The 13,643-nt window shown below is 62.6% G+C and carries 16 protein-coding genes; 8 read left to right on the forward strand and 8 right to left on the reverse strand.

From position 1 onward, the window contains the following. Positions 1–478: 478 nt before the first annotated feature. Together ASH04_RS19865 and ASH04_RS19875 are read left to right on the forward strand one after the other, a co-directional pair. On the forward strand, positions 479–1,093 hold the full coding sequence (locus ASH04_RS19865) for a hypothetical protein (protein WP_139278401.1): 615 nt from the start codon (positions 479–481) through the stop codon (positions 1,091–1,093). A gap of 389 nt (positions 1,094–1,482) precedes the next feature. Next, positions 1,483–2,157, forward strand: a complete 675-nt coding sequence (locus ASH04_RS19875) for a TetR/AcrR family transcriptional regulator (protein WP_057474336.1) — start codon at positions 1,483–1,485, stop codon at positions 2,155–2,157. On the opposite strand, the gene ASH04_RS19880 is transcribed toward ASH04_RS19875, so the two are convergent. Together ASH04_RS19880 and ASH04_RS19885 are read right to left on the reverse strand one after the other, a co-directional pair. Continuing rightward, on the reverse strand, positions 2,141–2,755 hold the full coding sequence (locus ASH04_RS19880; protein ID WP_032392167.1) for a LysE family translocator: 615 nt from the start codon (positions 2,753–2,755) through the stop codon (positions 2,141–2,143). The two genes, ASH04_RS19875 and ASH04_RS19880, sit on opposite strands and share 17 nt — an antisense overlap. Next, on the reverse strand, positions 2,752–3,765 hold the full coding sequence (locus ASH04_RS19885; RefSeq protein WP_200937346.1) for a redoxin family protein: 1,014 nt from the start codon (positions 3,763–3,765) through the stop codon (positions 2,752–2,754). The genes ASH04_RS19880 and ASH04_RS19885 overlap by 4 nt, the downstream gene beginning before the upstream one ends. A 136-nt stretch (positions 3,766–3,901) precedes the next feature. On the opposite strand from ASH04_RS19885, the gene ASH04_RS19890 reads away from it, so the two are divergent. After that, complete coding sequence (locus ASH04_RS19890) at positions 3,902–5,056, forward strand: FAD-dependent oxidoreductase (RefSeq protein WP_057474337.1); 1,155 nt, start codon at positions 3,902–3,904, stop codon at positions 5,054–5,056. Here ASH04_RS19890 and ASH04_RS19895 read toward each other — a convergent pair. Then, positions 5,019–5,882, reverse strand: coding sequence for a helix-turn-helix transcriptional regulator (locus tag ASH04_RS19895; RefSeq protein WP_057474338.1), 864 nt, complete (start codon positions 5,880–5,882; stop codon positions 5,019–5,021). The genes ASH04_RS19890 and ASH04_RS19895 overlap by 38 nt on opposite strands. Positions 5,883–6,032: 150 nt before the next feature. Between ASH04_RS19895 and ASH04_RS19900 the strand changes: the two genes are divergently transcribed. Next, on the forward strand, positions 6,033–6,842 hold the full coding sequence (locus ASH04_RS19900) for an NAD(P)H-dependent oxidoreductase (RefSeq protein ID WP_057474339.1): 810 nt from the start codon (positions 6,033–6,035) through the stop codon (positions 6,840–6,842). Here the strand turns inward: ASH04_RS19900 and ASH04_RS19905 are convergent. Beyond that, a complete protein-coding gene (locus tag ASH04_RS19905; protein ID WP_057474608.1) occupies positions 6,814–7,290 on the reverse strand; it encodes a DinB family protein in 477 nt (158 codons plus the stop codon). The two genes, ASH04_RS19900 and ASH04_RS19905, sit on opposite strands and share 29 nt — an antisense overlap. Before the next feature lie 133 nt (positions 7,291–7,423). On the opposite strand from ASH04_RS19905, the gene ASH04_RS19910 reads away from it, so the two are divergent. Next, complete coding sequence (locus ASH04_RS19910) at positions 7,424–7,846, forward strand: hypothetical protein (RefSeq protein ID WP_057474340.1); 423 nt, start codon at positions 7,424–7,426, stop codon at positions 7,844–7,846. Positions 7,847–7,942: 96 nt separating this feature from the next. Beyond that, on the forward strand, positions 7,943–8,965 hold the full coding sequence (locus ASH04_RS19915; protein ID WP_057474341.1) for an ABC transporter substrate-binding protein: 1,023 nt from the start codon (positions 7,943–7,945) through the stop codon (positions 8,963–8,965). Here the strand turns inward: ASH04_RS19915 and ASH04_RS19920 are convergent. Continuing rightward, complete coding sequence (locus ASH04_RS19920) at positions 8,940–10,223, reverse strand: MFS transporter (protein WP_057474609.1); 1,284 nt, start codon at positions 10,221–10,223, stop codon at positions 8,940–8,942. The two genes, ASH04_RS19915 and ASH04_RS19920, sit on opposite strands and share 26 nt — an antisense overlap. A gap of 239 nt (positions 10,224–10,462) precedes the next feature. Here ASH04_RS19920 and ASH04_RS19925 point away from each other — a divergent pair, with 239 nt between their 5' ends. Both ASH04_RS19925 and ASH04_RS19930 read left to right on the forward strand, forming a co-directional pair. After that, the gene (locus ASH04_RS19925) at positions 10,463–10,873 is read left to right on the forward strand and encodes a cupin domain-containing protein (protein ID WP_057474342.1); all 411 of its coding nucleotides are present in this window, start codon (positions 10,463–10,465) and stop codon (positions 10,871–10,873) included. A gap of 58 nt (positions 10,874–10,931) precedes the next feature. Beyond that, positions 10,932–11,240 carry a hypothetical protein gene (locus tag ASH04_RS19930; RefSeq protein ID WP_082519350.1) on the forward strand — a complete coding sequence of 103 codons (309 nt, stop codon included), beginning with the start codon at positions 10,932–10,934 and terminating at the stop codon, positions 11,238–11,240. Here the strand turns inward: ASH04_RS19930 and ASH04_RS19935 are convergent. The 3 genes from ASH04_RS19935 to ASH04_RS19945 form a co-directional block, all read right to left on the reverse strand. Continuing rightward, positions 11,220–11,825 (reverse strand): hypothetical protein, encoded by a 606-nt coding sequence (locus tag ASH04_RS19935; RefSeq protein ID WP_156394613.1) that lies wholly within the window; start codon positions 11,823–11,825, stop codon positions 11,220–11,222. The genes ASH04_RS19930 and ASH04_RS19935 overlap by 21 nt on opposite strands. Positions 11,826–11,909: 84 nt before the next feature. Continuing rightward, positions 11,910–13,226 carry a hypothetical protein gene (locus ASH04_RS19940; protein ID WP_057474345.1) on the reverse strand — a complete coding sequence of 439 codons (1,317 nt, stop codon included), beginning with the start codon at positions 13,224–13,226 and terminating at the stop codon, positions 11,910–11,912. After that, positions 13,223–13,642 carry a hypothetical protein gene (locus ASH04_RS19945; RefSeq protein WP_032406109.1) on the reverse strand — a complete coding sequence of 140 codons (420 nt, stop codon included), beginning with the start codon at positions 13,640–13,642 and terminating at the stop codon, positions 13,223–13,225. Before ASH04_RS19945 ends, ASH04_RS19940 begins: the two co-directional genes overlap by 4 nt. Position 13,643 lies beyond the last annotated feature (1 nt).

A 13,643-nucleotide genomic window follows, 5' to 3' on the forward strand; every position in this document is an offset into this window, starting at 1 on the left:
GGCTCGTCAGGGCTGTTTCGCCGGCACACCTTTACACAGCGACATAGTTCGCGAACACATCTCAATCAGCGGCCGAAACGACCCGTCACGGTCCGGGGTGGCCTTCCACGCGAAGCCACCGGGGCAGCAGGTGATTGTCGAGCCACGCCCCGGACCGCCGACGAGCGCCTGAAGTGGTTTACCTCAGGTTCCTCCAACGTAAAGGTGATTGTGCGGGAGAGACTGAGATCGGCCAGGCTCGGTGTCGCGGTAGCGTCGAGCATCATCCTCGGCAGGAAACGGGGATCCGGCTTTTGGAAAATTGTGTTGCTCGTTTACTTGTGCCAGGGATTGCACCAGGGTTTACTTGCCATCCTGGAACAAACCGTTGGGTTTACGTCGGTGAGAAAAGCGTGACGGTCGATCCCTCATGAAGGAGTAACCGATGCGGTGTTTCCCGACCCACCGAAGGGTTTGCCGAGCGGTGTTGACTGTGCTGATGACAGTGTCGCTCGGTGTCCTGGTTGCACCCACAGCCTCTGCGGACTGTGTGGGATTCGGATCGGAAACAGAACGGGTGACCTTCGCCCGCGATCGAGCTGCGATAGCTGCGATAGCGACTCCGACTGCTGTGGAGACGACCCCTCGCCCTCCGTCGGGTGGACTTCCGGTGGCCGTGTACACGTTCGCCATCGACACTGGCATCAAGGGTGTAGAAGCTAACGAGATTGTGAAGGTTGCTGCACCTCAGGACAATTCGAATGCACGCACTTTCGATATCGGCAAACGATACTTCCTCGCTCCGTTCGCGTCGGGCGAGGACTCCGGGAGCGGCGATCTCACTCGTTTGGCTTCCTACGCGGACGGTGCGTGCAGCCCGACAGCAGCTCTCGACGAGCTGAGTCCAGCATTCGCCGACCAATGGCCGACGACGTCGACGAGTTCCACTGCCGCGCCTACCGGTAGTGAGACACCGTTGGCGATCGAAGGTGACATGGTCGACGACGGCAGCACGGGTGACGACGGGGCGGGGACGATTCTTCTGGGTGTGGTCGCAATGGTGATTGTCGTCGCCGGCGGTTCTGTTCTGCTCGTGCGTCGACTACTTCGGTAACGATCACCTGTCGTGGATGAGATCTGTTCTGTTCTGGTCGATTTCGAATGGATAGTCAGGTATACGGTTCGATGCAGGAGTTCGGCCAAGGCGATCGTCCGGGCATTGCCTGCGGTGCCTTCCATGGCAGTGGTCAGCGTTCATGAATTCGCACAGCACAGTGCCATGGAAGGCACCAACCCACGATTTGCTGTGGCGCTGCAACCGAGATCGCCACGGCACCAACTCGTAGTTCCCCCCGAACGCATCGTGATGGAGCTGCGATAGCTGGACATCATCCACGTCGAAGCGGACTCGGAAATCGATAGCCATGCCGAACAGCATAGAAATGCTGACGATAGCCCGCATTCAGGCATGGAACGACGTTCCAGTTGTGACAGGATCGGCCCATGCCAGAGAAGAAGCCGACACCCGCGCGACGTTCCGACGCCCTGTCCAAAGGGCGCATCGTGCAGGCAGCGATCGAGATGCTCGACGAGGGTGGCACCGATGCTTTGACGTTCCGCACTCTCGCCGCACACCTGTCCACGGGCGCCGGAGCGCTCTATCACCACGTCGGGAACAGGGAAGATCTGCTCGCGGCAGCGGCCAAAGCCGTCATGGCGTCAGTGTTGGAATCCTCGCCCGATATCGAGTCGACAGAGCAGGGCGTTCGCGGCGTGATGATGAGGGTGTTCGACATGATCACCACGCGGCCATGGGTGGCGACGCAACTCGCCGGCGCACCGTGGCAGCCGGCCGTCATGCATCTGTTCGACCGCATCGGAACCGAACTGGACGTCCGCGGAATTCCGGAGAATGAGCAGTTCGACGCCGCGTCCGTGCTCATGTACCACGCTCTCGGGGCTGCGAGCCAGCGCAATGCCGGGAGGCAACTAGCCGCCACGGTGACGGACCGCGCGACATTTCTCGACTCCACACGCTCGGCGGTGACGGATACCGGCGACTATCCGTTCCTGACCCGAATCGCGTCACAATTCGCCGAACATGATGATAGAGAACAGTTTCAGGCCGGTGTCGACATCATCCTGGCCGGCATCGACCGAACTAGCGCAAGACGATGAAGACAGCGCACAGGAGAAATACTCCGGCGGTGGTTCGGTCCACTATGCGTTGACCGCCGCGGTCGAAGAAGCGCCGAAGGCGCAATCCAGCGAGACCGTAGAGCCCGATGATCACCGCCATGACCGTGGTGAGGGTGAGTCCGAGCAACAGATAGTCGTCGAGGTGCACTTGTGTGAGGTCGATGACGCTGGGAAGTAGCGCAACGTAGAAGCCGATGGCCACGGGATTGGACATGGTGAGCACTATTCCGAGGCCGACACTGTGAGCTCGGCGGGGCGTGTCGAGTGTGGGCACTGATAGCGCCGGCGCTCCGGCTGTCCTCCACTTCTTCGCGGCGAGGTAACAGAGATACCCAGCGCCGGCCCAGGTGAGGACGCGAAGGATCGGCTCGTAGGCCGCCGTCGCCGCGGCGAGTCCTGCCATGGCCATGCCGAGGAGAGTCAACTTTCCGACGACGATGCCGGCCGCCAGTCCAGGAACGCCCCGGAACCCGGAGTCGAGGGATCGAGCCATCACCGCAACAACTTCGGGGCCGGGGGTGGCAGCCGATGCCGCGAACACTCCGGCGAACAGCGCGAGATCGGCGATGCCGATCACTGCCCGCCGCCGTCGACAGTGCGCGATGCGATCCGCGTCGGTGCCGTCTGCCGGGGGTGTTGATCGAGCCAGTCGAGGACGGTCTGCGCGTGGCGGTCCGGTGGGAACACAGGGTAGAACACGTGCTCGATGCTTCCCCCGGTGATGACGAGAGCAAGTCGTCGGTAGACCGTGAGATCGTCTGCGCTGAACGTCGGTAGTCCGATCACGTCGTGCAGAATCAGTTCGCTGTCGGTGAGCAGCGGATAGGGAAGTCGCAGTGCCCCAACCAGTTCCGATTGATATTCGACGGGTTGACTCGACAGTCCATAGACCGCGCTGATCCCGGCCTGCACCAGCTCTGCATAGTGATTACGCATGTCGCAGTTGTGCGGGCTGCATCCGCGGGCACCGGGGATGGCGTCCCAACCGTCGGGCATGTCGTGCCCTGGTGCACCGGTCATCGGAAATACATAGACCAGGACACGGCCCGTTCCGAGAGCGGCGAGGTCGACGTGACCACCGTCGGTGGACGGCAACCGGGTCGTCGGCATTGCCACCCCGCGCAGATGATCGGTCGCTCCGTCGTCGTGTGGAACGTCGAGGTCGGCCGGCAGCGGGGCGAGATTGGGATTGTGCGCATCGGCGGTGGCCCACTCGTCGGCCATCCGTGCGCTTGCCTCGGCGAGGTTGGCGACCAGCGCGACGCGTTGGCGATCGAGGTCGTCGATGGCCTGTTCGACCCGCTGGATCGCCCGGCGATACCCCGACAGCGAGGCGGGGCAGGTGTCCGCGTGCAGACTTCCGGCGTTCAGGCAGTCGACGAACGGGTGCATGTCCGCGAGCGGAATTCCGAGTGCATTCAGCCGGTGGATCTGCGCGACGACTCGAATCTGGTGGCGGTCGTACATGCGGTAGCCGTTGGTTGCCCGTTCGGGGACAACGAGATTCAGTGCCTCGTAGCCACGCAACGCCTTCGACGAGGCACCGGTCTCGCGGGTCACATCTCCAACGCTCAGCAGGTCGTCCATCTCCGTACCGTAAACCCGGCCCCCAGGGGACAGGTCAAACGCGAAAGGCGACCGAGGGCGTCCGCCTACTTGACAGCGTTGGAACAGTGTTCCATTCTTACTTGGAACAACGTTCCAACAATGAGCGGAGACATACATGAAGACATCCATCTCGATCATCGGTGCAGGACTCGGCGGCCTGGTGCTGGCACGAGTACTGCACGTTCACGGAATCGCCGCCACGGTGTACGAGGCCGACGCCACGGCCGATGTGCGCACTCAAGGCGGGCAGCTCGACATCCACGAGGAGGACGGGCAGGTCGCCCTCGCCGCAGCCGGGCTCACAGAACAGTTCCGCGCCATCATTCACGAGGGAGGCGAAGCGACTCGCGTCCTGCGTCCGAACGGCGAGGCTCTGCTCGACGAAGCCGACGACGGCACCGGCGGTCGACCGGAAGTGCTGCGCGGCGACCTGCGACGCATTCTGCTCGACTCACTGCCGGCCGACACCGTTCAGTGGGGGCACAAGCTCACCTCCGTCCGTCCCTTGGGCAATGGGCAACACGCACTCGAGTTCGCGAACGGAACCATCGCGGTCAGCGATCTGCTCGTCGGTGCCGACGGCGCGTGGTCACGAGTCCGATCCCTGCTCTCGGCTGCCCAACCCGACTACGTGGGCACCGTCTTCGTCGAGACCTATCTCCACGATGTCGACGCACGTCACCCCGCCACCGCCCGCGCAGTCGGCGGCGGTGCGATGTTCGCCCTCACCCCGGGTAAGGGAATCTCCGTGCACCGCGAGGCCGGCGACATCCTGCACACGTACGTTCAGCTCAATCGCAGCGTCGACTGGATCGACGCGATCGACTTCACCGACGCCGCCTCGGCCAAAGCGACGGTCGCAGCCGAATTCGATGGATGGGCACCGGAATTGACGGCGTTGATCACCGACGGCGAGACCGCGCTGGTTCCCCGAAAGATCTTCACGCTACCCAACGACCACCGCTGGGATCACACGCCGGGAGTGACCCTCGTGGGCGATGCCGCGCACCTGATGCCTCCCTCCGGAGACGGCGCCAATCTGGCGATGTTCGACGGCGCAGAACTCGATCGCGCCATCGCCGATCACCGCGGCAACATCGATGCAGCCGTGTCCGTCTACGAGAAGGCCATGTTCATCCGAAGTGAAGCGGTGGCCATCCAGTCACACGAAACGCTCGACCTCTGCCTCGGGGAACGCTCGCCGTTCGGAATGATCGATCTGATCACCGGCGTCACCCCTGTGAGCTCGGGTGATCGTCTCTCGCAGTAACAGATTCACTGTCCGACGCCGTATCGAGCGCAAGGGCTGCAAGCAGCCGCAGGCCGTCCTCGCTGGCACTGCCGGCCGCGGCGCTCAGGACGATCATCTCCATTCCCGGCTCACCCGGCAGAGCGAAGTTCTCCTGATGAAGCTCCAACAAACCCACCAGCGGGTGACGGTAGGCCTTGCGCCCGTGGGTTCGAGCGCACACATCAGCGCGGGCCCACAGTCGACGGAATCGGTCACTCCTCATGGACAATTCACCGATCAGTGACGCCAACTGCGCGTCGTCCGGGTACTGCCCCGCAGCGAGCCGAAGGTGTCCGACCACATCCATGGTGCAGGTGTTCCAGTCGTCGTACAGCCCCCGCTCGGCTTCCTCGAGAAAGATGTGGCGCGCAGTGTTCAACCCCGGGATCGGCTGGCCGTACAGCACCCGCGCAAGTCGGTTGCCCGCAAGCACATTCATACGGTGATCCATGATGAACGCAGGCGCTCCCTCGACCAGATCGAGGACGCGCAGAAGTTCGGGGCGCACGCGCCCCTTCGGGGTCTTCGCAGGTCGACGACGCCGACGGGCAAGCCGATCCAGGTGCGCCCGTTCGGTGTCGTCCAGAGCGAACACCCGCGCCAGCGCATCGAGAATCTGCTCGGACGGCTGTGTGGCACGGCCCTGTTCGAGACGAACGTAGTAGTCGATGCTGACACCCGACAGGTGAGCGACCTCCTCGCGCCGCAGCCCGTCGACGCGGCGATACCGGTCGACGGGAATTCCGACCGACGTCGGATCGACCCGGGACCGCCGAATTCTCAAGAAGTTCGCCAAATCGTCCACACCTGAAGTATCCCCCGGATTCGTCGATCGAGAGTGGTACCGCCGATACCAGGAACACCGACCACAGGACATCGCGCCCCTGCACGAGACGGGCAGAACGAGACAGAGTGAAGGCGTCACTCGAACACAACTCGACAACAGGGAGCACCCGTGAAGACGCTCATCGTCTACGCCCACCCAGAACCGCTGTCGCTCAACCACTCTCTCAAAGATCTGGCCGTTACCACGTTGGAAGCCGCAGGCCACGAAGTGCAGGTGACCGATCTGTACGGATCGAAGTGGAAAGCTGCACTCGACGCGTCGGACTACGGCCCTGCCGCGTCATCGCCACTGCGGGTGGCTGCCGATTCCGGACGGGCCTTCGACACCGGCACTCTCACCTCTGACGTCCGCACCGAGCAGGAAAAGCTGTTGTGGGCCGACACCATCATCTTCCAATTCCCGCTGTGGTGGTACTCGATGCCCGCGATCCTGAAGGGGTGGGTCGATCGAGTGTTCACCTACCACTTCGCTTATGGCGTCGGCGAACACAGCGACACCAAGTACGGCGAGCGCTACGGCGAAGGAACCCTCGCCGGCAAGAGAGCACTGCTGTCGGTCACCGTGGGCGGCCCGGAAGCCCACTACTCCGATCGGGGCATCAACGGCCCCATCGACGACCTGTTGTTCCCCATCCACCACGGCATCCTCTACTACCCGGGCGTCGACGTTCTGCCTCCGTTCGTCGTGCACGGATCCGATCGATTGACGGCCGAAGAGTACGCGGTTGCAGCGAAGAATTGGGAACGTCGACTACTCGAACTCGAGACAACCGAACCAATAGCGTTCAGGAAGCAGAACCTCGGCGATTACGAGATGCCGTCACTCCGCCTCAAAGAGGGCCTCGAAGAACACGGGCAGTCGAGCTTCGCCTTGCACGTGCGGCCACCAGTCACGCCCGACGAAGGACGTCGCGTGTGAGCTCGAGCTGGCCGAGGTGCTGGGACAGCTCGCGCACGAGGTGTGTCAACACCCATTCCGGGGTGGCGGTTGCGAGCTCCGGGCGTGTGGAACCCATGACGGTCCGATCACGAATCCCCTCGCGCAATGCCATATCCACCCACTCGGGCAGACGCGTACGAACGTCTTCGACGCGTGTGATCAGGTCGTCGACCCGGCCGGTGGCCGTGAATTCGGTGGCGCGGTCCCGCGGGATTTTCAGGCCGGCGATCACCGAGCCTCCCCAGTGCTCGATCACAGCGACACAGTGGAAGACGATGGCGTACGGACTGTTGGCACCCGGCAGATCCGGTGTGGTGTTGGCCAGCTCGTCACCCAGGCCCCTGAGGATTTCCGTCATCGACGACAGACTCTCGCCGATGATCACGAGAGTGGCGTCGGCTACACGTCTTTCGATGTCGTCCTGCATCACCGGACCGTACACCTGACCCTCTCCCGTACCCAGTGTCGATGGCGTCTCGATAGCTCGTTTGCCACCATCTCGCCTCGAATAGGAGAGAGGATGGGGCCATCGCCGGATTCCGAAACCAGTGGAGGTTGTCATGGCAAGACTTGTACAGCGGCTTGCAGTGTGCGGTGCGGTGGTGGTCGGTGCGGCGTTCGCGTCAACTGCAGTGGCGTCCGCGGAGGTGACGATCCCGTTTCAGTTCAACCCAGCGCCCTACGGAAACCCCCGGGGCAGTGTCGATTCACCCCCGAGCAATTGCGCCGTGGTGGTTGGCGAGCAACCCGGGATCGCCAAGGTCACCGACGTCCCGAACGCGAACACCGGCTGCTACCTCATTTCCGACGTGCGCTGGGTGAACCTGACTACGGGGGCCAGTGGCAACGCCCGGTTGTCCGACGCCCTTTTCGGATCCCCGCACGAGGCAATTGTGTACAGCGGGACAGGGCAAGTGGTACTCGTCGGACTACCGACTTCTGCGATCACCGTGCCGGGGTTCGCCACGTTCTACGTTCCGTAGCCATTCCAGAAGGTATCGACTGCAGAACGTAGGACAGCACAATCGGGCGAGGGTGGTTTAGATTAGGGCATCCAAACTACGCTCGAAGGAGACTCGATGAATCCCGTGGTGAATCGGCGGACTGCATTATCGATGACGTTCGTGTCGGTCGCCGGTCTCGTCGTTGCCGGCTGCGCCAACGGCTCGGCGGAGAGTTCGGATGGATCCAGTTCGACGGCGAACGTCGAAAGCGGCGCGTTCCCCGTGACGATCGAGCACAAGCTCGGTTCGACGACCATCGACTCCGCTCCCACCCGTATCGCCGCGGTGGGCATCGGCGACTCCGACGTGCTGCTCTCGTTGGGTTTGACGCCTGTGCTGGTGCCGGTATGGAAGGGCTCGACCGACGACGGCATCGGCATCTGGGCCGAGCCGACCGTGCAGGGCGACGAACCGGTAGCACTGGCGAACGCGACGACCGAGTTCGACGTCGAGACGATCGCCGCCGCTGCACCCGACCTGATCATCGCAGTCAACAATGCGATCGACGAGGACGTCTACGCGCAGCTCAGTGCGATTGCGCCGACGGTACTGCACGCTGCGGGTCAGACCGATTGGGTGCTGCCGTGGCAGGAAGTGACCACCAGAATTGGGCGTTCGGTGGGTTTGCCGAGTGCTGCACAGGCCGAGGTCGACCGCGTCGAAGCCCTTGTGGCGCAGGCTCGAACCGACAATCCGCAGTTCGTCGGCAAGACGGCTGCATTGGTCATCCGGTGGAGTGACGGCAAGCTACGGGCGTTCAGTCCCGACTCGGCGCGGGCCCAGCTGTTGACCGCACTCGGCTTCGAGGCACCCGCCGCATTGGCGTCCCAATTGGAAGGCAAACTGAACACCGAACTGTCGGCGGAAAGCTACAGCTTGCTCGACTGCGACTACCTCTTCTTCGACAACTACGAACTCCACCGCGAGTCCATGGAATCGCAGGAGACCTTCACCAGTCTGGGCGTCGTGCGCAACGGTGGATTGATCGCGCTGGATCCGATTGTCTCCGACGCAGTGTCGATGCCGAATCCGTTGACCATCCCCTTTGTGCTGTCTGCGTTCATCGACGACATCAAGGCTGTCGACGCGGCCAGATAGCGTCGGACATCGACGACCACACACCGAGCACGACGGCAGGCGCGGCGATGCAGCCGGCGACCACCAACCATGGGGTCGCCGCTGCAACGCTGCCGTCGTCGAGGCGATCGTAGAGATACCCGACGCCGATCGTGCCGATCAGCGACAGACATCCACCGATGGTGTTGAGCAGTCCGAAATGTGCTCCGAGATAACGTTCTCCGGCAATTCGGGCCAGTGTGTCTCGCATCGACGGCACCATCAACATCTGCCCCAGATGCAGTAGTGCAATCCACGCTGCAATCTGCACGTACGGCCACACCGAGTCGGTCATGGTACCTGGCCCTAGCGCCGGAATAACGAACGACGCCGACATGACGGCCAAGCCGATGGTTGTTGCGGCCCGCGATCCCATCCGTGCGGCGACCGCCACCATCGGCCGTTGACCGACGATCACCAATACCGCTGCCCCGACGTAGAACCAGCCGAGCAGATCCTGCGAGCCGATGCGTAGTGAGAGTTGCTCGGGCAGCATCAGATACAGCTGAGCGAGCGCGACGAACTGTGCGCTGCACAGCGCGGCCAGGACGACGTAGCGTCGATTGCCCAACACCACACGCCAGACCCGGGTGATTGAAGTGCCGACGACACTGCCCGTTTCGATTGTCTTGGGGAACAGGAAGTAGAACCCGATCCACATGCCGGCGAACAAGATTGCGGCCACGGCGGCGGAGGCCGAGAACGGGAACACCAGGAGCACCGCCCCCAACGCGGGCCCGAGCACGGTCCCGAGCCGACTACTCATCTGCTCGTAGCCGAACAGTTCGGTGCGTTTGATGACGCTCGAGTCTTCGAGTTGTCGACCGATGTCGGCGTTGGCGGACTCCACCGCAGGCGCGAACAGTGCTGCGGCGAAACCGATCAGCAGAATCCCGACGATCACTGCGGGGAGGCTGCTCGCAATTGCCAGCACAACGAAACCGACGATGCGTATTGCTATGCCCCACAGAATGACCGGTCGACGCCCGAAGCGATCGGCGATACTGCCGCCGAGAAAGAACATGCCCTGCTGACTGAACGTGCGCAGACCCAACACGAGACCCACGATCCAACTCGCGAATCCGAGCTCCTCGGACAGATGCACCGCGAGAAACGGAACCACCAAATAGAAGCCGACATTGAACAACACCATCGAAGCCAGCACCAGCTTGACCACCGACGGAAGGTCTCGTAGTCGACCTCGCGCCGACGCACCACCGACTCCAGGGTTGATCGTCACGAACGTCGACACTACTGGCGCGACGGTCGGTGCGGTCCCCTCCGTCTCGGACCGAGCCGGATCCTCCGCCGAATCGAGATTAACCACGTGGTTACGCGGTGCGATTTCCTATATTCCGCCTGAAACCAACCAGCAACAAGGTGGTCGTAGATTCCTTGCTAGCTGGACCGTGAGCACCACTTGTCTTTCGTGGCGACCGAATGCGGGAACCAGACTCAACTATCGACCATGGGGAACATATGACACAGCCGACGAACAAGGTATCTCTCGAAGTTGCCGACTCCAATCGAATGTCATGGGAGACACTGACGGTCTCGCAGATCGGTGCGGAAATTCCTTTCAAGTCACTGTTTGCGGATCCCGACACGGGCATGCAAGTGATGCTCCTACGCTATGCCGCCGGTTTCACCAATACCTGGCACACGCACCCGTGCGCACACGGAATGTACGTCCTGGACGGCATCCTGAAGACCCACGAAGGCGAATACGGGCCGGGCAATTGGGTGTGGTTTCCAGAGGGCGGTTGGATGGAACACGGTGCGACAGAGCACAACGACGTCACCTTCTTGTTCGTCACCAACAAGCCGTTCGCAATCTGCTACGAGTCCGACTCCGACCACCCATACCCGATGGCCGTGACCGCCGACTGACGTTTGTCGGCCCGGCGTAGATGCCAACCGAGCATCGGGAGTCTGCCACGATGTACCGGTGCCATCTATCGATCCGTTCCATGCCCTCGTTCTGATGAACGCCGTATTCGCCTCAGCAGCATGGTCTCTGGCCAGGCCGTCGTGGCCCGCGGCGATATCACTGGGCGTCGTCTCGGTGCTGTGGCTGTTCTTCAACGCCCCCATCGAAGGCAGAACGTTGTACGTGGTCGACGCAGAGAGAGGTCTCACCGAGTCCGACTTCATGACACTCGCCGGGTTGATGTTGGCCGCTGCGACGATTGTCAGAGTCCGGCGCGGACCGACCAGAACGCAGACCCCTCACAGGTCAGAAGTCGAAGGTAAGTGAAAACTCGTACCAGGGCCCGCCCAGGCTGGTGTAGTCGAGCTCTTCGCTCGATGATCGTGGTTGAGGCGGACCGTCCGGAGAGAAGATCCAGCCGGAAATGTAGCTGAAAAACGCAGTATCAAGGTCGATGAAATAGACCTCGGTCTGGTGCAGCCCGCGGCTGACACTGACGTCGAACGCGTCGACCGAGATGCTGTACTCGAACACTGGTCCGGTGGCCGGAAGGGTCGCGACCAACGCGTCGAACTTCGGCTTCGACCGCTCGAACGATGGCTCCGGAATGGTGAGCGCCAGAACCAGTCCGATCACGACGATGACCGGTGCCACGGCAATCATCCGCGACCACGGCTGCCCTGACCGTAGGTACTTCACAGTCTTGTACCACCAGACGACGCCCACGACGAGGAGGATCAGCGCAACTGCAACGAAGACAACGAAATTGAGCAGGTTGAAGACTCGCCCGGCAACAGGCCAGTAGTTCATCGACCCGAACAACGCCGCCGCGCACAACAGGAAAGTGATAGCGGCCAGGACTTTTCCGGGAGGGCGCACCCGCTTCTCTCGCTTGGGTATCGGGCGGTCCACAGTGCACATCGTGCAGGAAGAGTAGCGTTCCTGCCCCGTCATAATTACGAATTTCGGACAATCCTCGTTTCACGGGCGGCCCGATCACGCACCGAACAGCAGGAACAATCCACCGAACGTGTAGAGCACCATCACGACCATCATGGCGAGTTGTCCGGTAGCCGCGTGCTCTTTCGGCAGTGTTCGCAGCGAGGCGTCGTGGGCGAGGGTGATGCCCACCAGGTGCCCCACCACGACCGCCAGGACGGCGATGCCGGCGACGACCGACGGGTGATTCGACAGGACGTAGGAGACCGATGCATCCCGCAGCCCCAGTACATTCGCACCATTGCCCAGCGGATCCGACAGCGAAATGATTGTCTGCTGCCCCTTTTCGACGAAGTACGTGAGGTAGTGAGCCGTCATGTAACCCACCACGATCGGGATCAGGGAATGGGCGAGCAGGCCAGGTAGCGCGGCACGGCGAACACGCGACACTCCCCCGGTGGCACGGGCAGCACTCCAGAACGCCACTCCGACAACGCAGATCACGGCAATCAACCCGAGAGTTCTCGTCGGCACCGATCCGAGAGCGGAATCGTCGACCAACGAACGCCATGCCGGTATCTGCCCGATGCTGTCGAAGGCGGTGGACCCGAGCAGAACGGCGAGCACGGCCACCGTGCCCCGCTGCACCGGCAGGCTCACCGCACCGTCGAGCGGATACCGCAGCGCCAGCAGGCCGGACGCGGCATCTCGGGTGAGTGGAGACAACCGAGATACGGTGTCGCTGTACACCTCGAAAGGGTCTGCACGAGAGAACCATTCGTCGCCGAAGATCGCCGCACCGACTGCCATCACCACGACGTACACCCCGCACCACAGACGAACAGCCGATACCGAGCCCGAGTCGGGTGAAGCCAGTTCGAGCCAGACGAACGCGAAGAGTCCGACAACGGCTGGTACGCAGCCCCATTCACGACGGTAGGCGACTATCGCCGCCGACGTCGGACGACGCAACAGTCCGCACACGACGCGGTGTAGTGCCCGCATCGGAGACACGATTCGCCAGAACGGCCCGAACACCAGCGATGCTGGAACGATGCCCACCCACACCAGAACGTAGAAGGTGCCGAGCAACGCGTTGCTGGAATCCTGTGGCCCCCACACCGATGCTGCGGCGACAGTGCCCGCCAGCAGCACCGACAAGGTCCCGACGAGACCCCGGACGATCGCCGAATCGGCCACCACCGTCGTCCGCGGCAACGCCACGACGACGGTCGTGGGGTCGAGCCTGGGGCGACGCCACGCGAACAACAGCAGCACGAACGACGCCGCCAGCGCCCACGCCCCTCCGATCAGGGCGTAGGTGACAGGAATCGGCAGATCGGTCGACCCGCCGAGGCCGTGGGCGAGAATCACGGACGAACGACGAGCGTGGCGACAGTGCGATCGCTGTGGTGCAGTTCGATATCCACCTGTCCGGGTACATCGACGGTGAACGTGAACACCTGATCTTTGCCTGGCTCGATCTCGAAGGTGTGCTCGGGAACCGAATGCACGTGCAGTTCGTCGGTGATATCACTGCTGATCGACATCGAAATCAATTGCCCCACAGAGGCGTCGAGGCGTTGATTGGTCGGTTCGACCGTCCCGCCATTGATCGACAGATTCATCCGCAGGGTATCGGGCTGCGCGGACACAGACGCGGTGGAGTCGGTGCTGGGCACCGGTTCTGCCGCGGTGGGCGAGGTACCGCCGGACGACGATCCGCAGCCGGCCACCAGCGCCACCGTTGCACACCCGATGATCGCTGCCCGCAGTCGCGACGGTCCCATG

The organism is Rhodococcus sp. Leaf233, from assembly GCF_001426165.1.
GTDB lineage: Bacteria > Actinomycetota > Actinomycetes > Mycobacteriales > Mycobacteriaceae > Rhodococcoides > Rhodococcoides fascians.

What these genes read in the sequence shown, in the direction of transcription:
- ASH04_RS19875 (WP_057474336.1), top strand. Translation starts at nt 1,483, where the DNA reads ATGCCAGAGAAGAAGCCGACACCCGCGCGACGTTCCGACGCCCTGTCC.
- ASH04_RS19905 (WP_057474608.1), bottom strand. Translation starts at nt 7,290, where the DNA reads ATGCAGGACGACATCGAAAGACGTGTAGCCGACGCCACTCTCGTGATC.
- ASH04_RS19885 (WP_200937346.1), bottom strand. Translation starts at nt 3,765, where the DNA reads ATGGACGACCTGCTGAGCGTTGGAGATGTGACCCGCGAGACCGGTGCC.
- ASH04_RS19945 (WP_032406109.1), bottom strand. Translation starts at nt 13,642, where the DNA reads ATGGGACCGTCGCGACTGCGGGCAGCGATCATCGGGTGTGCAACGGTG.
- ASH04_RS19915 (WP_057474341.1), top strand. Translation starts at nt 7,943, where the DNA reads ATGAATCCCGTGGTGAATCGGCGGACTGCATTATCGATGACGTTCGTG.
- ASH04_RS19910 (WP_057474340.1), top strand. Translation starts at nt 7,424, where the DNA reads ATGGCAAGACTTGTACAGCGGCTTGCAGTGTGCGGTGCGGTGGTGGTC.
- ASH04_RS19890 (WP_057474337.1), top strand. Translation starts at nt 3,902, where the DNA reads ATGAAGACATCCATCTCGATCATCGGTGCAGGACTCGGCGGCCTGGTG.
- ASH04_RS19925 (WP_057474342.1), top strand. Translation starts at nt 10,463, where the DNA reads ATGACACAGCCGACGAACAAGGTATCTCTCGAAGTTGCCGACTCCAAT.
- ASH04_RS19865 (WP_139278401.1), top strand. Translation starts at nt 479, where the DNA reads ATGACAGTGTCGCTCGGTGTCCTGGTTGCACCCACAGCCTCTGCGGAC.